This window comes from Pseudomonas arsenicoxydans, from assembly GCF_900103875.1.
Lineage (GTDB): Bacteria > Pseudomonadota > Gammaproteobacteria > Pseudomonadales > Pseudomonadaceae > Aquipseudomonas > Aquipseudomonas arsenicoxydans.
This window is the reverse complement of record NZ_LT629705.1, coordinates 4034951-4057137: the sequence shown is the minus strand read 5'-3', so window position 1 is coordinate 4057137 and position 22187 is coordinate 4034951. Positions and strand designations below refer to the sequence as shown.

General features: G+C 59.4%; 20 protein-coding genes. 4 read left to right on the top strand and 16 right to left on the bottom strand.

Translation table 11 applies throughout. The features are described from left to right. Positions 1-151 precede the first annotated feature (151 nt). The 8 genes from BLQ41_RS19060 to BLQ41_RS19025 form a co-directional block, all read right to left on the bottom strand. A complete protein-coding gene (locus BLQ41_RS19060; protein WP_167360496.1) occupies positions 152-2536 on the bottom strand; it encodes an efflux RND transporter permease subunit in 2385 nt (794 codons plus the stop codon). A 16-nt stretch (positions 2537-2552) separates the two neighbouring features. After that, positions 2553-3605 carry a WD40/YVTN/BNR-like repeat-containing protein gene (locus BLQ41_RS19055; protein WP_090183255.1) on the bottom strand — a complete coding sequence of 351 codons (1053 nt, stop codon included), beginning with the start codon at positions 3603-3605 and terminating at the stop codon, positions 2553-2555. Between the two features lie 1036 nt (positions 3606-4641). Beyond that, entirely contained in the window at positions 4642-7299 is a 2658-nt protein-coding gene (gene pepN / locus BLQ41_RS19050) for an aminopeptidase N (RefSeq protein ID WP_090183253.1), read from the bottom strand. A 10-nt stretch (positions 7300-7309) separates the two neighbouring features. Continuing rightward, a complete protein-coding gene (locus BLQ41_RS19045) occupies positions 7310-8140 on the bottom strand; it encodes a DUF2797 domain-containing protein (protein ID WP_090183251.1) in 831 nt (276 codons plus the stop codon). Then, the gene (locus BLQ41_RS19040) at positions 8137-8397 is read right to left on the bottom strand and encodes a YeaC family protein (protein WP_090183249.1); all 261 of its coding nucleotides are present in this window, start codon (positions 8395-8397) and stop codon (positions 8137-8139) included. The genes BLQ41_RS19045 and BLQ41_RS19040 overlap by 4 nt, the downstream gene beginning before the upstream one ends. A 35-nt stretch (positions 8398-8432) precedes the next feature. Continuing rightward, positions 8433-9302, bottom strand: a complete 870-nt coding sequence (locus tag BLQ41_RS19035) for a rhomboid family intramembrane serine protease (protein WP_090183248.1) — start codon at positions 9300-9302, stop codon at positions 8433-8435. After that, positions 9299-10273 (bottom strand): metallophosphoesterase, encoded by a 975-nt coding sequence (locus tag BLQ41_RS19030; protein WP_390899747.1) that lies wholly within the window; start codon positions 10271-10273, stop codon positions 9299-9301. The genes BLQ41_RS19035 and BLQ41_RS19030 overlap by 4 nt, the downstream gene beginning before the upstream one ends. Beyond that, complete coding sequence (locus tag BLQ41_RS19025; protein ID WP_010459816.1) at positions 10270-11160, bottom strand: NAD(+) kinase; 891 nt, start codon at positions 11158-11160, stop codon at positions 10270-10272. The genes BLQ41_RS19030 and BLQ41_RS19025 overlap by 4 nt, the downstream gene beginning before the upstream one ends. A gap of 111 nt (positions 11161-11271) precedes the next feature. Here BLQ41_RS19025 and BLQ41_RS19020 point away from each other — a divergent pair, with 111 nt between their 5' ends. After that, the gene (locus BLQ41_RS19020; protein WP_090183245.1) at positions 11272-12222 is read left to right on the top strand and encodes a DUF1853 family protein; all 951 of its coding nucleotides are present in this window, start codon (positions 11272-11274) and stop codon (positions 12220-12222) included. Between the two features lie 69 nt (positions 12223-12291). Here BLQ41_RS19020 and BLQ41_RS19015 read toward each other — a convergent pair whose 3' ends face one another. The 3 genes from BLQ41_RS19015 to BLQ41_RS19005 form a co-directional block, all read right to left on the bottom strand. Next, positions 12292-13575: an arsenic transporter gene (locus BLQ41_RS19015; RefSeq protein ID WP_090183244.1), complete on the bottom strand. Its 1284-nt coding sequence runs from the start codon at positions 13573-13575 to the stop codon at positions 12292-12294. A 12-nt stretch (positions 13576-13587) separates the two neighbouring features. After that, positions 13588-13953, bottom strand: a complete 366-nt coding sequence (locus BLQ41_RS19010; protein ID WP_090183242.1) for a metalloregulator ArsR/SmtB family transcription factor — start codon at positions 13951-13953, stop codon at positions 13588-13590. A 150-nt stretch (positions 13954-14103) separates the two neighbouring features. Further along, positions 14104-14664 carry an NADPH-dependent FMN reductase gene (locus BLQ41_RS19005; protein ID WP_090183241.1) on the bottom strand — a complete coding sequence of 187 codons (561 nt, stop codon included), beginning with the start codon at positions 14662-14664 and terminating at the stop codon, positions 14104-14106. 173 nt (positions 14665-14837) lie between these two features. Here BLQ41_RS19005 and BLQ41_RS19000 point away from each other — a divergent pair, with 173 nt between their 5' ends. After that, positions 14838-15098, top strand: a complete 261-nt coding sequence (locus BLQ41_RS19000; RefSeq protein WP_090183239.1) for a hypothetical protein — start codon at positions 14838-14840, stop codon at positions 15096-15098. 88 nt (positions 15099-15186) lie between these two features. Then, positions 15187-16080, top strand: coding sequence for a LysR family transcriptional regulator (locus tag BLQ41_RS18995; protein WP_090183237.1), 894 nt, complete (start codon positions 15187-15189; stop codon positions 16078-16080). On the opposite strand, the gene BLQ41_RS18990 is transcribed toward BLQ41_RS18995, so the two are convergent. From BLQ41_RS18990 to BLQ41_RS18970, 5 genes are all read right to left on the bottom strand, one after another. Next, positions 16046-16660, bottom strand: coding sequence for a GNAT family N-acetyltransferase (locus tag BLQ41_RS18990; RefSeq protein ID WP_090183236.1), 615 nt, complete (start codon positions 16658-16660; stop codon positions 16046-16048). The genes BLQ41_RS18995 and BLQ41_RS18990 overlap by 35 nt on opposite strands. A 14-nt stretch (positions 16661-16674) precedes the next feature. Beyond that, positions 16675-18930, bottom strand: a complete 2256-nt coding sequence (locus tag BLQ41_RS18985; RefSeq protein WP_090183234.1) for an Orn/Lys/Arg family decarboxylase — start codon at positions 18928-18930, stop codon at positions 16675-16677. 128 nt (positions 18931-19058) lie between these two features. After that, on the bottom strand, positions 19059-19817 hold the full coding sequence (gene dnaQ / locus BLQ41_RS18980) for a DNA polymerase III subunit epsilon (RefSeq protein WP_090183233.1): 759 nt from the start codon (positions 19815-19817) through the stop codon (positions 19059-19061). Between the two features lie 221 nt (positions 19818-20038). After that, a complete protein-coding gene (gene rnhA, locus BLQ41_RS18975; protein WP_008028618.1) occupies positions 20039-20491 on the bottom strand; it encodes a ribonuclease HI in 453 nt (150 codons plus the stop codon). Positions 20492-20583: 92 nt separating this feature from the next. After that, entirely contained in the window at positions 20584-21342 is a 759-nt protein-coding gene (locus BLQ41_RS18970; RefSeq protein ID WP_090183231.1) for a class I SAM-dependent methyltransferase, read from the bottom strand. Between the two features lie 65 nt (positions 21343-21407). Between BLQ41_RS18970 and gloB the strand changes: the two genes are divergently transcribed. After that, positions 21408-22175: a hydroxyacylglutathione hydrolase gene (gene gloB, locus BLQ41_RS18965; protein WP_090183230.1), complete on the top strand. Its 768-nt coding sequence runs from the start codon at positions 21408-21410 to the stop codon at positions 22173-22175. The last annotated feature ends 12 nt before the right edge of the window (positions 22176-22187 follow it).

The window sequence follows — 22187 nt, the reverse complement described above, 5'->3', positions numbered from 1 at the left end:
GCCTGCTCGCGATAGCGGTCTAACATTCAACATCTATGTTGAATGACACTCCGTCATCGCGAGCAGGCTCACTCCTACAAGGGTTTGGTGTGAAATTTGAGACATAAAAAAGCCGCAACCCGAGTTGCGGCTTTTCTGTTTCAGCCAGGGATCAATGAGCGAACAGCGAGTTGCCCTTCTGTCCCGCCAGTTTCTCTGGTTTGATCAGGAACCGCGCCAGTGCAGGCAACAGCCACAGTGCGCCAAACATGTTCCAGAGCAGCATGAAGGTCAGCATCAGGCCCATGTCGGCCTGGAACTTGATGGCCGAGAAGATCCAGGTGCACACGCCAATCGCCAGGCACAGGCCGGTGAACAGCACGGCTTTACCGGTGGACTTCAGCGTCTGGTAGTACGCCTCTTGCAACGGCAGGCCCGCACGCAGGAAGCTTTCCAGACGGCTGTAGATGTAGATCCCGTAGTCCACGCCAATCCCCACACCCAACGCCACCACCGGCAGCGTCGCGACTTTCACGCCGATGCCCATGAACGCCATCAGGGCGTTGCCCAAGACCGAAGTCAGGACCAGTGGCAACACGATGCACAAGGTCGCCGCCCAGGAACGGAAGGTGATCATGCACATGGTCGCGACACAGATGTAGACGAGGATCAGGATGGTCAGCTCGGACTCCTTGATCACCTCGTTGGTGGCCGCCTCGATACCGGCGTTACCGGCCGCGAGGATGAATTCCAGGCCTTCCTTGTTGTTCTCCTTGGCGAAGTCCTGCACCGCATGCACCGCACGATCCAGGGTGGCAGCCTTGTGATCATTGAGGAACACCAATACCGGTGCCAGGGAGCAACTGTTGTTGTACAGGCCGTCAGCGCGAGCGATGGAGTTGTTCAACACGTCCGGGTTGCGCGACAGGGTTTCCCATTTCAGGTTGCCCTCGTTCATGCCCTTGATCATCTGCTTGGATACCGTCACCAACGAGATCGCCGACTGCACGCCCTCGGTGTTCTGCATCTTCCACATCAGTTCGTCGATTGGCGCCATGGCTTCATAACGCGAGCAACCTTCGGCTTTGGTCTTGACCATCACCACCAACACGTCGGAACTGGTGGAGTAATTGCTGATGATGAAGTTGTTGTCCTTGTTGTAGCGCGAATCCGGGCGCAGCTCCGGCGCGCCTTGATCGAGGTCACCGATTTTCAGGTTCTGGCTGTACCAGAGACCACCGCCAAAGGCCAGCAAGGCCAGGACGATCGACACCGGCGCCACTTTCGGGCTGGCAAAATTCGACAGCAGGCGCCAGAACGGGTGTTCGCGGTGGGCGTCTTTCTTGCTGCGCGCGACGGCACGTTTACTGATACCAACGTAGGAAATCGCCACCGGCAGCAGGATCAGGTTGGTGAACACGATCACCGCCACACCGATGGAGGCACCGATCGCCAGTTCACGGATCACCCCGATGTCGATGATCAGCAACGTGATAAAGCCCACGGCATCGGCAAGGATCGCGATCATCCCCGGCAGGAACAGCTGGCGGAACGTGCGGCGTGCCGCGGTCAACGCGTTGTCCGCATCACTGGACTGCAAGGCGATGCCGTTGATCTTCTGCACGCCGTGGGAAATACCGATGGCGAAAATCAGGAACGGCACCAGCATCGAGTATGGATCGAGCCCGAAACCAAAAAAGTGCATCAGCCCCAACTGCCAGACCACCGCCACCAGCGTCGTACTCAATACCGCCACGGTGCTGCGCATGCAGTTGGTGAACCAGTACAGCAGGACCAAGGTGATGATGAAGGCGACGCCGAAGAACATCACCACCATGACCAGACCATCGATCAGGTCGCCGACTTTCTTGGCGAAACCGACGATGTGGATCTTCACGTTAGGGTTCTGGGCTTCGAACTTGTTGCGGATCTTGTCTTCGAGTTCGTGGGAGAACTTGCGGTAGTCCAGCGCCAGCAACTTGCCTTGGTCCTGCGGGTCCGGGTACGACTCCAGCAACGGAATATCGACGATGCTCGACTTGAAGTCGTTGGCCACCAAACGCCCGACCTGGCCGGACTTGAGCACGTTGTTGCGCAGCAGGTCGAGGCTTTGCTGGGAGCCGTTGTAGCTCTGCGGGATCACTTCACCGCCGGCGAAGCCCTCCTCCGTCACTTCGGTCCAGCGTACGCTCGGGCTCCACAGCGACTTGAGGCCGGAACGGTCGACACCGGAAATGTAGAACACTTCGTCGTTGATCTGGCGCAGGGTCTCCATGTATTCCTTGGAGAAGATGTCGCCATCAGTGGCCTCCACGGAAATCCGCACCGTGTTGCCCAGGTTCGCCAGGTCGTTGCGGTGCTCCATCATCTTCTGGATGAATGGATGCTCGAGCGGGATCATTTTTTCGAAACTGGTGGACGGCCGGATCAGCGTTGCCTGCCAGAACAGGAAAATGCTGACCAGCAGGCAGATGACGATCACTGCCGGGCGGTTGTTGAAGATCAGGCGCTCAAGAAACGTCGCCTTGTCCTGTTGATGGGTTGTCATGGATGTCATAGCTCCGCCCTTCTTATTATTTGCCCAGCTCTGAGCCGGTTGGCGAAGTAGCGCGAACGCCGCCCTGTCCTGCCAGAATCAGATTACCGTTGCCTGCCGCCGTCACCGCCGACACGGAAATGCGATCCGGCCGGTTGAACACGCTGAAGGTTTCGCCGTTGTCATTGCTGCGAATCACCGAACCGCCGTTTCCGACGATCACGATGGAACCGTCGTCGAGCAACGTGGCGCCCGACAGGCCAAACTCCAGCGCACCGCGAGCCGCCTTGAGCTCGACCGGCTCCCAGGTGGTGCCGAAATCGGTGGAGCGAAACAGGTTGCCGCGCAGTCCGTAGGCCAACAATGTGTTGGGCTGGGCGGTGCCGATCACGCCGAACAGCGACCCCTGGTAAGGGCCTTCAAGCTTCTCCCAGGTCTGGCCCCAATCGGCGGAGCGGAACATGCTGCCCTGCTCGCCGACGATGAACAGCCCGGCATCCTTGACCGCGGCGATGGCGTTGAGGTGGTACTGGTCTTCGTTGTCCAGGCGATCGCTGGCGTCTTCCCAGTGTTTGCCGCCGTCGGTGGTGGTCATCAAATTACCGTAGGCGCCCACGGCAAAGCCGCTGTTGACGTCCTGGAACCAGACGTCGAGCAGCGGCGATTCGCGTTTAAGATCTTCGAATTGCTTGGTCCAGGTGACGCCGCCGTCCTCGCTGGCGAGGATCTGTGCGTCATGACCGACGGCCCAGCCGTGTTTGTCATCGACGAAATACACCGAGGTCAGCAGTTGCCGGGTCGGCACCTTGGCCTGGGTCCAGGTTGCGCCCTGGTCATCGGAATAAAGAATGTGCCCGCGATCCCCGACGGCCACCAGGCGTGTGCCGGCGTGGGTGACGTCGAGCATCAGGCTTTTGCTGGCTTTGGCGGATTCGACGGAATAGACCACATCGGACGTCGGCGCGGCAGTGGCCAGCGCGGGCCCCGACAACATGGCACAGCCCAACAGCGAGAGCGCTGTAGCCAGCAACGCGAATTTGCGTAATGCCGGCGGGCGGCAGATACCCACACCCATGACAGGCTCACTCATAGACCTTCCCCCATTATTATTGTTAGGTCGTTTAACCTTTCAGGGCGCCGTAAGGGGTGCTCATTGCGATTGCCTGTTCTGGAGCATAGTCCTGAAATGCGCAATCTAGAGCCCCTTCGGAAGCTGGCTTATCCTATCGGGGTTTGGAAAGGTCTGACAATCGACGCCACGTTATGTTTTGTTAACCTGGGGGTAATGCGGATTTCCTGAATGATTGGGTATCAGGTGGGGTGATTGGGGGGTCGGAGTACATATCCGTTTCTGCGGTAACGGCGGCTGGCGGTTTCGCCCTTACGGCGAGTCACTTTTGACAAACGCCTCAAAAGTAACCAAAAAGTCTTCGCCCCGGCGTACGGCGCCTCGCTGAGGCTCCGCGTTCCCTCGCTACGGTGTCCATCAGGGGGCATCGCCTCCGGTCTGCTTCGCGACGACCTCCTCTCGATGTGTGCGGCTCCGCCGCACGGCGCTACGCGCCTAACCCCCTGATGAACACCTACGCTCGGCCTGCCGAAGGGGCGAAAGATCAAAAGCAGATCAAGATCAAAAGCCACAGCAAGATCAAAAGATCGCAGCCTCGTTTCACTCGACAGCTCCTACAGGGGATGGGTGTGCATGCGCTTCTCACCACTCAACAGGATGAGCGTTAGCTCGGCTGCAGCTCTTGATCTTGATCCACGGGCGACATCGGAAGGCTGAGCGTAGGGATTCATCCGGGGTGGGAGCGCAGCGACCGTTCGACGAAGTCGAACACATCGAGAGGAGGTGCAGCGAAGCAAACCGGAGGCGATGCCCCCCGGATGGATCCCGGAGCGAAGGAACCCCGAGCCTCAGCGAGCGGGCCGAACGTAGGAGCAAGCGTTTTTTTGCTTACTTTTTTGAGGCGTTTGTCAAAAAAGTGAGTCGCCGTAAGGGCGAAACCATAAGCAGCCGTTACCGCTGCAACGGATATGTACCCGGTCAACCCAAAACATGGTCGGCCCCAAGGCCGCCACGACAAGCAAGCTCCCACAAGGACCCTGTGGGAGCCAAACCAACCTCAAGCCAGACTTTTACTGACCACCTCAAACACATCACTGGAAAGCTGCCCAGAAGCACGAATCCGCTCCAGCTCACCTTTCATCAACGCCTGACGCTCATCATCATATTTGCGCCAGCGAGTCAGCGGCGCCAACTGACGGGAAGCAATCTGCGGATTAAACCCGTTCAACTCAATCACCAGATCAGCCAGGAACCGATACCCCGAACCATCCGCCGCATGGAAATTGATCAGATTCTGCCCGGCAAAAGCACCGACCAACGCCCGCACCTTGTTCGGGTTCTTGATATTGAACGCCGGATGCTGCATCAACTGACGAACCCGCTCCAGACCACCCGGCAACGTGCTGCCCGCCTGAACACTGAACCACTGATCCATAACCAGCGGATTGTCCTTGAAGTGCTCGGCAAAACTCGCCAACGCCTTGGCCTTCTCGTCATCGAACGGCGAATTCACCAACACCGCCAACGCCGTCAGGCGTTCGGTCATGTTGTCGCTGGTCTCGAACTGCTCCAGCGTCGCCGCCAGAACTTCCGGTTTGCCGCTAAGCATCAGGTACGACAGCGCAATGTTCTGCAACGCGCGACGAGCGAAATGCTCGGCCTCCGCCACGTACGGGGTTTTCTTCGACAGATCGCGATTGGCCTGATAACGCAACCACAACGCCTCGAACAAACCGTCAGCCAATTGCTTGCGAGCAAACTCGCGAGCGATATGGATAGCGTCAACATCCGCCACTTCGCTGATTTCAGTCAGGTACGCCTCGCCCGGCAGCGAGAGCATTTCCGCAACCATCGCCTGGTCCAGCGTCTCGTCGGACAGCACAGTGCGTAGAGCAGAAATCAGGCGCTGATCCAGCACCAGTTTCTCGCCCTTCTGCTGCTGAGCGATCAACTCCTGCAACACCTGAACCGACAGTTGCTGACCGGCATCCCAGCGGTTGAACCCATCGCTGTCGTGCTGCATCAGGAACATCAACTGATCGCGGTTATACGGGAAGCTCAGTTTCACCGGCGCCGAGAACCCGCGAAGCAGCGAAGGCAACGGCTGTTCGGCGATGTCGACGAAGGTGAACGTCTGTTCCGCTTCAGTCACCGAAATGACCCGCGATGTGCCTTGAGCGCGGTCTTCACCGGCAAGACGCAACGCGATTGCCGCGCCTTTGGCGTCCAGCAGGCCCAGTTCCACCGGAATCACGAACGGCAATTTCTCGACCTTGTCCGGGGTTGCCGGGCAGCTCTGACGGAAGGTCAGGCTGTAGGTTTTCGCCGCCGCATCGTAAGACTCGCTGACCGCCAGACGCGGTGTGCCGGCCTGGCTGTACCAGCGCTTGAATTGGGTCAGGTCGACGCCGTTGGCGTCTTCCATGGCCTTGATGAAGTCATCGCACGTCACAGCCTGGCCGTCATGGCGATCGAAATACAGGTCGCTGCCTTTGCGGAACCCTTCGGCGCCGAGCAAGGTGTGGATCATGCCGACGACTTCCGAACCCTTTTCGTACACAGTCAGGGTGTAGAAGTTGGAAATCTCGATGAAGCTGTCCGGACGCACGGCGTGGGCCATGGGACCCGCGTCTTCGGCGAACTGGTGGGTACGCAGGTACGCCACGTCCTGGATGCGTTTCACGGTTGCCGAGTTCATATCGGCGGAGAAACCGGAATCGCGGAACACAGTGAAACCTTCCTTCAACGACAACTGGAACCAGTCGCGGCAGGTCACGCGGTTGCCCGACCAGTTGTGGAAGTATTCGTGAGCGACGATCGCTTCGACACGCTGGTGCGCAGCGTCGGTCGCGGTTTCGGCGCGGGCCAGCACGGCGCTGGAGTTGAAGATGTTGAGGCCCTTGTTCTCCATCGCGCCCATGTTGAAGTCGTTGACCGCGACGATCATGAAGATGTCCAGGTCGTACTCGCGACCGTAAACCTCTTCGTCCCAACGCATCGACTTCTTCAGGCTGTTCATCGCGTGCTGGCACTTGTCGATGTTTTCCGGCTCGACATAGATGCGCAGCGCCACGGAGCGCTCGGTCATGGTGGTGAAGGTGTCTTCAACACACCACAAATCACCGGCCACCAGCGCAAACAGGTACGCCGGCTTCATGAACGGGTCTTCCCAGGTCGCCCAGTGACGGCCGTCTTCGCCAGGACCACTGGCAATCGGGTTGCCGTTGGACAGCAGCACCGGATAGCTGTGCTGCTCGGCGACCACCGTGGTGGTGAACTTGCTCATCACGTCCGGGCGGTCGAGGTAATAGGTGATCTTGCGGAAGCCTTCGGCCTCGCACTGGGTGCAGAACATGCCGCTGGATTTGTACAAACCTTCCAGCGCGGTGTTGGTTTCCGGGTGAATGCGCACGCTGGTGTCGACCGTGAAGCGTTCGCTCAACGGCTGCAGCGTCAGATGATTTTCGGTCAGCTCATAGTCGCCGACGCCGAGTTCGCGGTCGGCCAGGTTGACCGTCAACAGCTCCAGTTGCTGGCCGTCGAGGACCAGCGGCGGCAAGCCCGGGCCACGCTCAGGATTGCGGCGCATCACCAGTTGCGCATGGACCAGGCTATGGTCCTCGAACAACTCGAAGGTCAGGTGCGTCTCGTCGATCAGGTACTCGGGCGCCTGATAGTCCTTCAGGTAAATCATCTTCGGTTGTTCGGTGCGCATGCTGGAGTCCTTACTGATGCACGGCGAGCTGATAAGCCGTGTACTTACGAATATTGATCACGCCAGTGTCGAAAATCAGGTATTGGCCCTTGACCCCCAACAGCGTGCCTTCGGCGATCGGATTCTTGTCCAGGTTGAAGCTGACAATCTTGGCCGGGTATTGCTCGACCGGATAGCGGATTTCGAGAGTTTCTACGTCGGCAATGGTCTGGATTGCCTGTAGCCCAAATCGTTCCTGCAAACCTTGCAAACCTTCGGCACAGCTTTCAAACAATTGATCACGAACCTGAGCCAGGTCCACCGAAATCGCATCGCCCTTGAGCAATGCACGCCAGTTGGTCTTGTCCGCTACCTGACTGCGAAACAGGTCTTCGACAAAGCCCGACTGCTGGCGCGTCGACACACGCATGATCGGCAACGCCTGACGCGCGCCCTGATCGATCCAACGGGTCGGAAGCTGAGTGGCGCGGGTAATCCCGACTTTCACTCCGGAAGAATTGGACAGATACACAATGTGATCGGTCATGCAGAACTTCTCGCCCCACTCCGGCTCACGGCAAGTGCCCGCGTCGTAGTGGCAACGCTCCGGACTCATGATGCAGAGGTCGCACTGGGCCAATTTGGTCATGCATGGGTAGCAGTAACCCTGGCTGAAACTGGTTTTGGTCTTGCGTCCGCAATGGGAGCAAAAAATCGCCCCCAGGTATTCCAGACGCACCGTGCTCCCGATCAACGGATTGACCGGGATCTCGACGTCATCCAGACGAAACGCGTATTGCACGTTCGGCCCGTCAAGGCGCGCCGACATTTTGCTGATTGCACCGCGGCCAATCTCAATCAATGGACGGCATCCGATTTGAACAGGATATTCGGCACGCTGATCGACTTCGAGCTGCACTCCTGCGGCCCCATGTAGCCGGTACGCTCTTCCTCGGGCAGGTTCTGGATTTCCCAGGCGATCATCGCCTGCAACGACAGTTCGCGTTGCTCGGCGGTGAGCTTGCCACCGTCGGACCATTTGCCGATTTCCACCGCCAGTTTCAGGCTCTGGTAGATATCGGGGGTGATGTTTTGGATCATTTCGTTAAAAGAGGACATCAAGAGCTCCGCGCGCTTCAATTCACATAACGGTTTCAGACGGCCAGTTTACGGCGGTTGTACAAACCGCCCAACAAACCGGTCAAGCATCCGACGAGCAACCCGCCGACGTGGGCGGCATTGGCTATTTCACCGAAGCCGATCATCGAGACCAGCCCGGACATGCACAGCACCAGCCACACCAGCATCATCACGAGCACGCCGCGCGGCAGGCGATACGCCGGGTTCGGCGACAACAGCTGAAAAATCCAACAATGCCCGAGCAAGCCGTACAGCACGCCAGACAACCCGCCAAACAGGGTCGGGCCGCTGAAATAATACTGGGCGTAGTTGGAGACCAGGCTGAACAGCAAGGTCAGGCCGATCAGGTTGATGCTGCCCTGACGCGACTCGATGCGCCGCCCCAGCTCCCAGTACCACATGCCGTTCATGGCCAGGTGCAGGATGCCGAAGTGGATCAGCATCGGCGTCACCAGACGCCACCACTGCCCTGCCGCCAGGCCGTCAGCCAGCGGCACGAACTGGATATAGTCGCCGACAATGCGGAAATCGAGGAAGGTCAGCCAGCGCATCGTGTCGAGGTTGTCACCCAGCAGCGTCACGGCGCCGACAATCAGGCTCAACAGCAGCACCAACCCGGTCGCCCTGGCGTGACGCAGTTGCTCGACGAAACCGGGCCGCCTGGTGGTGTGCGCCACAGGAATGTCCAGCTGCTGATCCGGGTCACCCGCCGGAAAGCGCTCGTACAGGGAGCGCACGTCTTCGCTGATATTGGCCGGCACCCACAGCACCTGCTCGCCCGCTTCTTCGCTGACGCGATGCGGCACTTGCATGCGCTGCAGCAGTTTGACGAACCCGCTCAAATCCACCGCCAACGGCAGACGCAGTACGGCAACCACACTCATTGCAGCACCTCCGGACGCTCGACATCGACCCAGACGAATTTGTGCGGATCGAGCCGGGTTTCCTGATCCAGGCGATAGGCGACCAGTTTGCCGTAGAGCACCGCGCTGTAGTCCAGGCAGGCTAGGTTCGGACGGATCGGTGCCGGTTTGCCGCTGCGCCAATAGTGGCCGACGAACAGCAACGGTTCATCGACGCCATAGCGCAACAAGGTGTTTTTTTCCGTGGAAGACAGTGGTTTTTGGGCCACGGGCTCAGGCAAGGCGTCAGGCTGGAACACAATATCTCCGTAGGTTTGCGGGTCGTCTTCCCAGAACTTGGTGCGAAAGAACGAGCGCGTCAGGCCATCGCCGCTGGTCATGGTCAACCCGTCAGGCAAGCGCATGTCAGTGCCGCGCAGCAAGCGGTCGAACACGGTGCAGGCGAAACTGCCCGGCACGGCCGAAGCCTGGAGGAAATGTTCGTCAATGCAACCGTTGGGAAACAGCGCGCGCAACGGTTCGATCAAGCCCGAATCCCAGCAGGCGTGCACCACGCGAAAGCGGCCGGCGTCGACAAACAAAGGGAGTTCGTAGAACCATTGCTGGAAATCATGCCAGTCGGCGGGATGCTGTTCGAATTGAGTCAGGGTTTCGCCCAGCAAACGTGCATGACGTGGCGTGTGTTCGCGCACGAACTGCTTGCCGCTGCCCGGAAGTGCGGGTGTGACCCAGCCCAACGCGTTGAATTCATGGTTGCCCATGATGCACAGCGCCTGGCCGGCCTCGACCATGTCGTGGACGATGTACAGCGCCTCACGAATCCGCGGGCCGCGGTCGATGATGTCGCCAACGAACACCGCCATGCGCGACGGGTGTCGCCAGACGCCACCTTGTTTGTGATAACCGAGCCGGTCGAGCAAGTGCTCAAGGGTCAGAGCGCAACCGTGCACGTCACCGATCAGGTCGTAGCTACGCGCGGGATCGAGCATCAGTCGCCTCCACCACCCAGCCGACTGCCCCAGCCGAGCTTGGTCCGGCAGACTTCATAGTAATTGTGGTCGAGCGGGTGAATCAGCCGCAGTTTCTGGGCCTTCTTGCTGATGGTGATGGTGTCACCCGGCGCGCAGGTGAAATGGTTCTGCCCGTCACAGGAGACTTGCGGGTAGATCTGCATATCTTTGGACACGACGATTTTCAGCTCACTGTTGCCATCGACCACAATTGGCCTGCCTGACAAGGTATGGGGGTACATCGGCACAATCACAATAGCGTCAAGCTTGGGGTGCATGATCGGCCCGCCCGCCGACAGCGCGTAGGCGGTCGAACCGGTGGGCGTGGCGACGATCAGGCCGTCAGCCTTCTGGCTGCAGACGAACTGGCCGTCGATGTACAGCTCGAACTCGATCATGCGCGTGGATTTGCCGGGGTGCAGCACCACATCGTTCAGCGCATCGCCCTGGCCTATGGCCTCGGCATGGCGGCGGACTTCGGCTTGCAGCAGGAAGCGGTTTTCCACCAGATAATGGCCGTCGAGCACTTCGGCGACTTTGACTTCCAGCTCATCGGGGCGGATATCGGTCAGGAAACCCAGGCTGCCCCGGTTGATGCCAAGCACCGGGATATTGTGTCGGGCCAGGGCACGCGCGGCGCCGAGCAGGCTGCCGTCGCCGCCCACCACAATCACCATGTCACAGACTTCGCCGAGCATCTTGCGTGACGAGGTTTGCAGGCCATGGCCGGGCAGGACTTCGGCGATGGTGTCTTCGAGGATCACGTGCAGGTGTCGATCGAGCAGAAAGCGTTTCAGTCGGCGGACGGTATCCAGCACCTGCGAACTGCCCAGGCGACCGATGATGCCGATATTACGAAATTGCTCCATGGGGCCCCTGAGGTCTGTGACGGCGAAAAACACGATTATGGGCGAAAGCGCGGGATAGACAAAATCCTTTCAGCCACAAGGATGTACTCCGAATAAGGCTATGCTCGCAAGATGATCCTATTTCCAGATTTGCTCCAGTTACCCCATCGGTTGCGCCACCCTGAAGTGCGCGACCTGGCTTGGGTCATCCTCGCTCCGCCGATGCTCAGCGAAACGCCGTGGCCACAGCGCCATCCACTGGCTGGCAGTGACTGGGTGCAGGCGCCGGAACGGCTGGAGCATTGGCTGCGGCAACTGGACCACGACAGCTATGACTTGCTGCACTGGCTGGCGCAGGCCAGGACGCGGCGACTGGGCCTGTATTACGAGCGTTTGTGGCAGTACGCCGTGCGCCACGCCCCGGGCATCGACTTGATCGCGGCTAACATGCCGATCCGGCGCGAAGGCCACACGCTCGGTGAACTGGACATGCTATTGCGCGACCGCGATGGCGTGCACCACCTGGAATTGGCGATCAAGCTGTACCTGGGCCCGCAAAACGGCGACGGGCACGACACGGCGCAGTGGCTCGGGCCAGGATGTCATGACCGGCTGGACCGTAAACTGGCGCACCTGACCCAACATCAGTTGCCGATTTCTGCCAGGCCAGAAAGCCGCGAAGTGCTGGCGGCGCTGGATATCCAGCAGTTCAGCGCCCATCTGTGGTTGGGCGGTTACCTGCTCTATCCGTGGCCCGGGCAAGCCGAACCACCCAACGGCGCGCATCCGCAACATTTGCGCGGTAGCTGGCTGCATCAGAAGGACTGGGCGCAATTTGTCGTGCAGCGCCCATTCGGTCGCTGGCAACCCCTGCCCCGCCACGCCTGGCTGGCGCCGGCGCATTATCCGGTGGAGCTGACCTGGAACACTGAACAGTTGAATGCCTGGCTGAGCGATCTCGAACCGCTGGCACCAGCGCAATTGATGGTGCGCCTGACTGAAAATGCCGATGGGGAATGGGAGGAAGCCGAGCGGCTGTTCCTGGTGGCGGATCTTTGGCCGAATGTGCCGGGCAGTGGCTGATTTTTTGTCTGTACTGGCCGCATCGCGTCGCGGGCAAGCCCGCTTGCCCGCGACAGGATCGACGCGACTCTAAACGGACAACCGCAACGCCAACGCCGCCAACGTCACCAACAGAACAGGCAACGTCAACACGATCCCGACCTTGAAGTAATACCCCCAGCCAATCTGAATATTCTTGCGCTGCAGCACATGCAGCCACAACAACGTCGCCAGACTGCCAATCGGGGTGATTTTCGGCCCCAGGTCGCTGCCGATGACGTTGGCGTAAATCATCGCTTCCTTCACCACGCCCGTGGCCTGGCTCGCATCGATCGACAGCAAGCCGATCAACACCGTCGGCAAGTTGTTCATGATCGACGACAACAGTGCCGTCAGCACGCCAGTCCCCATCGCGGCGCCCCAAACGCCGTAATGCGCAAACCCGTCCAGCCACCCCGCCAGATACCCGGTGAGCCCGGCATTGCGCAGGCCATACACCACCAGGTACATGCCCAGCGAGAAAATCACGATCTGCCACGGTGCTTCTTTCATGACCTTGCGCGTGGAAATCTTGTGGCCACGGGCGGCGATGGCTAGCAGCAACGCGGCACACACGGCGGAGATGGCACTGATCGGAATACCCAGCGGCTCAAGGGCAAAACAGCCGAGCAACAGAATCACCAGCACCGCCCACCCGGCATAAAACGTCGCCTTGTCGTGGATCGCCGTAGCGGGATGCTCCAGTTGTTCGGGGTCGTAATCCTTGGGAATGTCACGACGGAAGAACCACATCAACACCGCCAATGTGGCGGCGACACTGACGACGTTGACCGGAATCATGACCGCCGCATAACGATTGAAGGTGATGTGAAAGAAGTCCGCTGAAACAATGTTCACCAGGTTCGACACCACCAACGGCAGGCTCGCGGTGTCCGCAATGAAACCGGCGCCCATCACGAAAGCCAACGTGGCCGCCGGGGAAAAGCGCAACGCCAGCAGCATGGAAATCACGATCGGCGTGAGGATCAGTGCCGCGCCGTCATTGGCGAACAACGCCGACACCAACGCCCCGAGCAGCACCATATAAGCAAACAGCTTGCGCCCGCTGCCCCTGCCCCAACGCGCCACATGCAAGGCCGCCCAGGCAAAGAACCCCGCCTCATCCAATAGCAGACTGATGATGATCAGTGCCACGAACGTGCCGGTGGCATTCCAGATGATCTGCCAGACAATCGGAATGTCGCTCAGGTGAACCACGCCGAAAATCAGGGCCAGCACCGCACCAAAAACCGCGCTCCAGCCCACACCGAGGCCTTTGGGTTGCCAGATCACCAGGGTGATGGTCAGCAGAAAAATCAGCGACGCTATGAGCATGCAAAACAGCCTTCAAAGAGAGATCAGGGATTGGCAGCAGCGTACCGGGCGATCAGCCATTGCCTGCAAACGGGCGACATCAGCGGCCAGCCAATCGGCGTGATCGGCCAGCGCGCCCTGTAACAGAGTGATGACCCACGGCGATAATTCCGGGTGCAGACGATAAAAAACCCACTGCCCCTGTCGACGGTCCGCCAACAGGCCATTGCTGCGCAGTTGCGCCAGATGGCGGGAAATTTTCGGCTGACTGAGGTCCAGCCCGGCCGTCAATTCACACACGCACAACTCACCTTCACGGGCGATCAACAGCGCGATTCGACTGCGTGTGTCATCGGCCAGGGCCTTGAAAATATCGACGGGAGTGCGAGAGCTGGACATGGGTAAACACGCCTCTGGACAAACGAGGCGTGAAATATATGGAATTCCGAATATGCAGTAAAGCGAATGCTTGGAATCGCGGCTTCATGCAGCCACTGACCAGCAGCGGCTACAGGCTTGACTTCAGGGGTTTCTTTCCATGGGTGCTTGTCACATTTTCTTATGCTGTTCGACCCACTTGCCGTAAGCATTGATGAAGTTCTGCAAGAACGGCTTCACCGATTCGGACAACTTGCCCGCCTCGTCGAACGCCGAGCCGGCGCCGCCCAAGTAGGCCTCTGGTTGCTGCATGCACGGCACATCCAGAAACACCATGGACTGACGCAAGTGATGGTTGGCACCAAATCCGCCAACAGCACCCGGCGAAACGCTGATCACCGCACCGGGCTTGCCGCTCCAGGCACTTTTGCCATATGGACGCGAGCCGACATCGATTGCATTCTTCAACGGTGCCGGCACCGAGCGGTTGTATTCAGGGGTGACAAACAGCACTGCGTCGGATGAACTGACTTGTTGCCGGAAAGTGCTGTAGGCTGCCGGCGGAGAAGTTCCGTCAATGTCTTCGTTGTAGAGCGGCAGCTCACCAATTTCAATGATATTGAGCTTGAGATTGGCCGGTGCCAGGTCGGCCAGAGCCAGTGCCACCTTGCGGTTGATCGATTCCTTTCTCAAGCTGCCGACAATAACGGCGATCGTGTAGACGTTGCTCATGGAAGATTCTCGACTGTTCGATGGAAAGACTTGTAGTTATAGATGACGAATCATCAGAGGGCAGCTGAAATCGCCGCCCCTGACTATTTTTTTCCTGTAGGAAAACTTACCTCGCCCAACCACGGTCTACAGAACCGCAAATTGAGTGATTTATCTCCAGAGGTTCTAAGCAGATGGCAGCAGTACTCGTCGGTCAGTTCCATGCAAGAGACGCGGAAGGCCGCGTTTATTCCGTGCATGAGTTCCAGGAATCCACCCCGTCGGCAGACGGCCTGACTGGCTCAGAGCCTGTCACCACCTACAAACTGGCCATTGGCGACCGCGTCAAAAAGCTCGATGACAATCAGTTTCTGCTGATCCAGTCGGACGTCACTATCGTGCGCGAACCCGACACTTATGTCGGCAACCTGCCGGAAACCACCGTCGCCTCATAACTTCGCGTTATGAGCAGAAGTCATATGCGCGCACTTGAGTTAGGATTCAGTGACTGACTCCCTCACCTGCTGAACATGGACTTCACGCATGCGTTTACGTCATATCGAAGTGATCCACGCGCTCTTGCAGACCGGTCACCTGGGTACTGCCGCCGAATGGCTGCAGTTGCCGGTGGCCGAGGTGGAAGGCCTTTTGCGAGATGCCGAGGATCAGTTGGGTTTCATGCTGTTTTCCAGCGTGCGTGGACGCTTGCAGGCTACACGCGAGGCGCGGGAACTCCAGGTCGAAATTGCCCACGTCTATGACGCGCTTGAGCCGGTGCAACGCCTGGCCAGCAGCCTCAAGCAATATCAGGCGCATCCGCTGCGCATCATCTGCACCCCGCCTTTGGCACACCAACTGTTGCCACAGAGCATTGCGGCCTTGCGCCGACGCCTTCCCGATGCCCCCTGCACCCTGCTAAGCCAACCGACTCGTGACATCGTCCGCAGCCTTCTGCTGCGCGAAAGTGATCTGGGGCTGAGCCTGCACGACCCTGATCACGCCGACATTCATTGCCAGGTGATTGCCCAAGGCAAGCTCCAGCTATTGGCGCCCCACGGCTGGCTTCAACCGAAACAGAAATACATTTCGTTGCAGGACCTGGCCGGTCAGTCGATGGTCGGTCTGGAAGGTCACGACCCGCTGAGCCCGGCGCTGGAGAACAAGTTGCACGCCTTGCGCCCCGCCCCCGTCATTCAGACACGGGTACAGACGCATCAAATGATGCGCAGCATGGTCGAGGCCGGCGAAGGCCTGGCGATTGTCGATCCGTTTACCGCCCTGGGCGCCAAATCGACTGGGCTCGACGCCTGCCCACTGGCACCCGCGGTGCCGATCAGCCTCTATGCCCTCACCCTGAAAAACGCCGAGACCACCCCGGCGGTTCAGGCCCTGCTGGACATCCTCACGGAACAAGCCGCGGCGATGCTTTCGAGCTGAGCGGATTTTCCAACGGATTATCGAACAAGCGGTACCAGAACAACGCCACCTCGGCGGTATTGGGGTCGATGCCGCGATAGCGCAGATGATCGATCCCGCCAATCACAAAACCGCAGCGCTCATAAAGCCGGCAGGCGCCCAGGTTGTTATTCTGGGTTTCGAGCATGATGCCCGGCAATTTTTTCTTGCGACTCCAGAATTGCGCCACATCCAGCAACGCCTTGGCCACACCATGGCGCCGCGCCGGCGCATGCACGGCCAATTCGTCGATGTGGGCAAAGCCGTTCCAGTTGGTGCTGACGACCAGATGCCCGACGGGTTCGTCATCGAGGTAGGCCATGAACACCGCGCTGTCGGCGGCATCGCGAAAACTGCTGAACTCTTCGGGATCGATGCCGTAGCACTTTCGATACGGGGTGATTGGCGTTACCCGCCACTGCTCCACCGGTTTGCCGATTTCGGCTACGCCATAGGCCGCGACTTCAAAACTGAAATCGCTGCCCCAGATATAGGGCGCGAAACCCTCATCGGCGACACGCACCGACAGGCCTGGATATTTTGGATTCATGATCGGTTGCATGCTGGGAAAGGTCCTCATTCCTTGATGCAATCAACGGTGTAATGCCGTCCATTGCCCTCGTCTTCGTGTTGCAGTCCATGCACATCAACGACAAACCCGGGAAAGCTGCTGTCGAACGTGCGAGCAAACGACAGGTAATCGATGATCGATCGGGTCGACTCGGTGAACCGCTCGCCCGGCATGATCAGCGGAATGCCTGGTGGATACGGAACCAGCATGACTGCGGCGATCCGTCCGTCCAGCGCATCGATCGACACGGCCTCCACTTCACCCCGCACCAATTGATCATAGGCGTCAGCCGGCTTCATGGCGATTTCCGGCAACACGGTGTACATGCGCTTGAGGTGTTTGGCCGTGGCATTGCTGCGATAGCAGGCGTGCAGTTGATCGCACAAATCACGCAAACCCATGCCCTGATAACGGGCGACATTCTGTTGCGCCACGCACGGCAGGCACGTCGCCAGACTGACGTTGGCGTCATAACTGCGCTTGAACTCCAGCAACTCGGTGAGCAACGTGCTCCATTTACCCTTGGTGATGCCCATGGAGAACAGCACCAGGAATGAATACAGCCCGGTCTTCTCGACCACCAGCCCACGCTCCCAGAGGAACTTGCTGACGACCGCCGCCGGAATCCCGCGCTCACTCAGCGCGCCGCCTGCCGTCAGCCCTGGCATCACCAGGGTGACTTTGATCGGATCAAGCAAGACATAGTCGTCGGTCACACCACCAAAGCCATGCCAATCGGCGTCAGGTTGCAGTAACCAGTCCTGGGTCTCGACGCGATCAATGCCTTCCACCGACGGCGGCTGCCAAATTGAAAACCACCAGTCATCCGCCGCGATGTGTTGCCGCAGATTGGCCAGGGCCCGGCGAAAACTCAGGGCCTCGTCGAACATTTCCTGCAACAGCGAACGCCCGGCCGGGCCTTCCATCATCGCCGATGCCACGTCCAGCGACGCGATGATGCTGTACTGCGGCGAAGTTGAGATGTGCATCATGAACGCTTCATTGAAACGGTCGCGGTCCAGTTGCCGCGCCCCGCCGTCCTGGACATGAATCATCGAGGCCTGACTGAACGCTGCCAGCAATTTGTGTGTGGAATGAGTGGTGAAGACCAGCGGGCCATCGTCGCTACGGGAGGTGCCCATGCCGTAACGCCCGGCGAAAAACTCATGGAACGCCGCGTAGGCATACCAGGCCTCGTCGAAATGCAGGACTTCGACGCTGTTGCCCAGCTGCTGCTTGATCAGCTCGGCGTTGTAACAGAGGCCGTCATAGGTCGAATTGGTCACCACCGCAAGCTTGACCTTGGGCGCTCGGCCCTTGGTCAGCGGGCTGGCGTCGATTTTTGCCTGGATCGATTCGCGGCTGAATTCGCTCAGCGGGATCGGGCCGATGATCCCCAGTTCATTGCGTTCCGGGCACAGGTACAGCGGGATCGCGCCGGTCATGATGATCGAGTGCAACACCGACTTGTGGCAGTTGCGGTCCACCAGCACCAGATCATCGCGAGCGACCATCGAATGCCAGACGATCTTATTGGCGGTTGAGGTGCCATTGATCACGAAAAAGGTGTGATCAGCGCCGAAATTGCGTGCAGCTCGCGCTTCGGCCTCGGCCAGTGGGCCAGTGTGATCGAGCAAAGAACCCAGTTCCGGCACCGAGACCGACAGGTCTGAACGCAGGGTGTTCTCGCCGAAAAACTGGTGAAACGCCTGCCCGACCGGACTCTTGTGATACGCCACTCCGCCGCCATGGCCAGGCGTGTGCCAGGAATAATTGGAGTCAGCCGTGTGCTGCACCAGCGCCTTGAAAAAAGGCGGGAGCAAACCATCAAGGTATTTGCGGGCGGCCCGGGCCACTTGCCGGGCGAGAAACGGCACGGTGTCTTCGAACAGGTAAAGAATGCCGCGCAGCTGATTGAGTTCGGCCATGGCGTCGGCCGGAGCGTTCTCCAGCGTCACCTGCTCACCCAGGGCGAAGATCGGCAGGTCCGGCGCACGCACCCGCGCGAGGCCGATAAGCTCCGCCATATTGTGTAACAAATGCGAATGGGTACTGGCGTCTTCGGCGGCAATCAACATGCAGGAGAGACCGTGATGGGTCGAAGCGACTAGCCGTCCCTCGGCGTAATCCACGGCCGAAACGATGCTGAAGCCTTCCTGCTCCAGTTCCCGGGCGATGCCTCGCACGCGGTCACCAGCGACAGTGTCGGCCTTGATGTCGCGGTGGACGATCAGGACCGGAAATTTCAAATCTTTATACATGAGGCTCAGTGTCCTGAGGCTGCAGGCCGCGGCCTGCCAATAACCTCAGGGTAGAGGGTTCAAGCGCATGTGGCGAGCGCCGATGCCCCGAAGCGGGTCAACCGGCGCACCATCATGTGGCCAGCAATTCAGGCCTGAGCCTTGGCCTCGGCCAGTTGCTGCCACAGCGACGGAGCCCCGGCAGCCTTGGCAATCGCTTCCAGACGCGCCACGTGCCGGGCCAGATCATCTTCGCTGGCGCGGATGATGCGGGTGGGTTGGCGATCGGCCGGCAAACGGCGGATTTCGGTGGCGGAGTTGTCCGCACCTTCACCCGAGCCGTTACCATCGGACGCATTACCGGCCAGCGACAGGCTGGTCTGGCCACCGGTCATGGTCAGGTAAACGTCGGCAAGAATCTCGGAGTCGAGCAAGGCGCCGTGCAGTTCACGGCCGGAGTTGTCGACGCCGTAACGTTTGCACAATGCGTCGAGGCTGTTGCGCTGTCCCGGGTGACGTTCCCGGGCCATCATCAGGGTGTCGAGGATCGAGCAGTGTTGGGTGATGTCCGCACGATCGTGCTGGCCCATCAAGGCGAATTCGTTGTTGATGAAACCAACGTCGAACGCCGCGTTATGGATGATCAGCTGTGCGCCCTTGATGAATTCGAAGAACTCATCGGCCACCTCACTGAATCGCGGCTTGCCCACCAGGAATTCGTTGGTGATGCCGTGGACGCCAATCGCGCCTTCGTCACTCTCGCGATCCGGTTGCAGGTAAACATGGAAATGCCGGCCGGTCAGGCGCCGACCGATCAACTCGACACAACCGATTTCGATAATCCGGTGGCCGTCGGTCACCGGCATGCCGGTGGTTTCGGTATCGAGTACAACGGATCTGGTGGCCATCAGTGCTCAGCTCTCAACGGGTCATTCGTGCAAAAGCGGCGATGTTAACACGCCGCGCCGCCAGGTGACTGGCGTCTTGATGCCGTGAATATGCCCCTTGTAGGAGCTGTCGAGTGCAACGAGGCTGCGATCTTTTGATCTCGTCTTTTTAAAATCAAGATCAAAAGATCGCAGCCTCGTTGCACTCGACAGCTCCTACACAGCTCCCACAGGAGTTGGGGTCAGGCCTGTTTGTAGCCGCGCACTTCATCCACGCCACGGTTAGCCAATTGGTCCGCGCGTTCGTTGCCGTGATGACCGATGTGCCCGCGCACCCATTTCCAGGTGACGTTGTGGCGATTGACCTGTTCATCCAGCAGTTTCCACAGATCGGCATTTTTAACCGGTTCTTTCGCGGCAGTTTTCCAGCCGCGCTTCTTCCAGTTGTCCATCCACTCGTTGATGCCTTTCATCACGTATTGCGAGTCAGTCACCAGCAGGACGTCGCAGGAGCGTTTGAGCTCTTCAAGGCCACGGATCGCGCCCATCAACTCCATGCGGTTGTTGGTGGTGTTGGCTTCGCCACCCCACAGCTCCTTTTCAACGCCCTTGCACACCAGCAGTGCGCCCCAGCCGCCTGGACCAGGGTTGCCTTTGCAGGCGCCATCGGTGAAGAGTTCTACGCTATCGCTCATGCCAATCTATCCAGAAAATGCGGTGGCCCGCCGATCGGTGACCGACGATGCCCGAGGCCGGAACATGTCCGGCCGGGAAAATAAAGTGTGTATTACGGGTCGATGCGGCGGCGATTGACCTTGGCCATCGGCAACGGAATCAGCTTGCCCATCGGTTCGCGCCGTTCCTGACGCAGCGGCCGCAAGCCCACCACGATCTTGCGCGCAACCAATAAATAGAAGCCGCCACCCGACAGTTGCCAGTCACCGGCCTTGCGCTCCCAGCCAGCCAGACGAGCCTGCCAGGCGGGTGACGCAAGCGGCGGACGATAGCACCCGAAGCGGCGTTTCTCCAGCGCGAAGCCCAGCAGGTTCAACCAGTCACCGACCCGCGACGGCGAGATGCAGCGAGCCTTGCGCAAACCATCGTGAGCGAACACATGGCGCAGGCCCCACGTGCTCCAGGGATTGATTCCGATGATCAGCAAATGCCCGCCGGGCCGCACGCTGCTGGCCGCTTCACGCAGAAGGCCGTGGGGCGACAGACAGAAATCCAGCCCGTGCTGCAACACCACCACGTCAGCGGCATGCTCGCTCAATGGCCAGGCCTGCTCTTCGCAGACGATCTCGACGCCCGGCAATGGTGCGCCAAGCCGCACATTGCGCTGCACCTGAGGCGCCGACGGCGGCGTCTGGGCCGACGGACCGTAATGCACCAGGTAGCCGCCGAAGAAGCGCCCCAACTCGTCTTCGAGCATGCGCCGCTCTTCGTCCAGCAGAAATTGCCCAATGGGGCCGGACAGCCATTCACGGGCCGCGCTGATCAATGTCAGCCACTCAGGATCGGCCTGAGCGAACGCTTTATCGGTCATTGCATTCTCCAACGCGCCAGGAAGTTCTAAGATGCGCCATTGTTTTCCGCTTGGCGAATCCGACGATGATACAGATCAGTGCCCTGCCCGCCTTCACCGACAACTACATCTGGTTGTTACAAGACCATCGCACCCAGCGCTGTGCGGTGGTCGATCCCGGCGATGCCGCGCCCGTGCAAGCCTGGCTGGCGGCGCATCCGGGATGGGTATTGAGCGATATTCTGATCACTCATCACCATCATGATCATGTCGGCGGTGTCGAGCAGCTGAAAAAAGCGACAGACGCGACCGTCTATGGCCCCGCCAGCGAAACCATCCCGGCGCGGGACGTGGCGCTCAAGGACAATGACCGCGTCAGCGTGCTCGGCCTGGACTTCGACATCTTCGCCGTGCCCGGCCACACGTTGGGACATATTGCCTATTACCATCACGGGCTGCTGTTCTGCGGCGATACCTTGTTTGCCGCCGGTTGCGGGCGCCTGTTCGAAGGCACGCCTGAGCAAATGCACACCTCGCTGTCGCGCCTTGCCGCGCTGCCGGAGGATACGCTGGTCTACTGCACCCACGAATACACCCTGAGCAATCTGAAATTCGCCGCAGCGGTCGAACCGGGTAATCCGGACACCACCGCACGTCTGGAAAAAGTCACCGCACAACGTGAAGCCGGAATCATGACGCTGCCCTCTACTCTGGCGCTTGAAAAGCTTACCAATCCGTTTTTGCGAGTCGACGAAACATCCGTTAAAGAAAAAGTGGACGAACGGAATGGAACCGATAACCGGGCTCCGAGTGCGGTTTTTGCTGCCTTGCGGGCGTGGAAAGATAAGTTCTAAGCAGGCTATCTA

Excerpts from the sequence above, each read along its gene's own strand:
- BLQ41_RS19060 (WP_167360496.1), bottom strand. The coding sequence starts at position 2,536 with ATGACATCCATGACAACCCATCAACAGGACAAGGCGACGTTTCTTGAG.
- BLQ41_RS19055 (WP_090183255.1), bottom strand. The coding sequence starts at position 3,605 with ATGAGTGAGCCTGTCATGGGTGTGGGTATCTGCCGCCCGCCGGCATTA.
- pepN (WP_090183253.1), bottom strand. The coding sequence starts at position 7,299 with ATGCGCACCGAACAACCGAAGATGATTTACCTGAAGGACTATCAGGCG.
- BLQ41_RS19040 (WP_090183249.1), bottom strand. The coding sequence starts at position 8,397 with ATGTCCTCTTTTAACGAAATGATCCAAAACATCACCCCCGATATCTAC.
- BLQ41_RS19035 (WP_090183248.1), bottom strand. The coding sequence starts at position 9,302 with ATGAGTGTGGTTGCCGTACTGCGTCTGCCGTTGGCGGTGGATTTGAGC.
- BLQ41_RS19025 (WP_010459816.1), bottom strand. The coding sequence starts at position 11,160 with ATGGAGCAATTTCGTAATATCGGCATCATCGGTCGCCTGGGCAGTTCG.
- BLQ41_RS19020 (WP_090183245.1), top strand. The coding sequence starts at position 11,272 with ATGATCCTATTTCCAGATTTGCTCCAGTTACCCCATCGGTTGCGCCAC.
- BLQ41_RS19015 (WP_090183244.1), bottom strand. The coding sequence starts at position 13,575 with ATGCTCATAGCGTCGCTGATTTTTCTGCTGACCATCACCCTGGTGATC.
- BLQ41_RS19010 (WP_090183242.1), bottom strand. The coding sequence starts at position 13,953 with ATGTCCAGCTCTCGCACTCCCGTCGATATTTTCAAGGCCCTGGCCGAT.
- BLQ41_RS19005 (WP_090183241.1), bottom strand. The coding sequence starts at position 14,664 with ATGAGCAACGTCTACACGATCGCCGTTATTGTCGGCAGCTTGAGAAAG.
- BLQ41_RS19000 (WP_090183239.1), top strand. The coding sequence starts at position 14,838 with ATGGCAGCAGTACTCGTCGGTCAGTTCCATGCAAGAGACGCGGAAGGC.
- BLQ41_RS18995 (WP_090183237.1), top strand. The coding sequence starts at position 15,187 with ATGCGTTTACGTCATATCGAAGTGATCCACGCGCTCTTGCAGACCGGT.
- BLQ41_RS18990 (WP_090183236.1), bottom strand. The coding sequence starts at position 16,660 with ATGCAACCGATCATGAATCCAAAATATCCAGGCCTGTCGGTGCGTGTC.
- BLQ41_RS18985 (WP_090183234.1), bottom strand. The coding sequence starts at position 18,930 with ATGTATAAAGATTTGAAATTTCCGGTCCTGATCGTCCACCGCGACATC.
- dnaQ (WP_090183233.1), bottom strand. The coding sequence starts at position 19,817 with ATGGCCACCAGATCCGTTGTACTCGATACCGAAACCACCGGCATGCCG.
- rnhA (WP_008028618.1), bottom strand. The coding sequence starts at position 20,491 with ATGAGCGATAGCGTAGAACTCTTCACCGATGGCGCCTGCAAAGGCAAC.
- BLQ41_RS18970 (WP_090183231.1), bottom strand. The coding sequence starts at position 21,342 with ATGACCGATAAAGCGTTCGCTCAGGCCGATCCTGAGTGGCTGACATTG.
- gloB (WP_090183230.1), top strand. The coding sequence starts at position 21,408 with ATGATACAGATCAGTGCCCTGCCCGCCTTCACCGACAACTACATCTGG.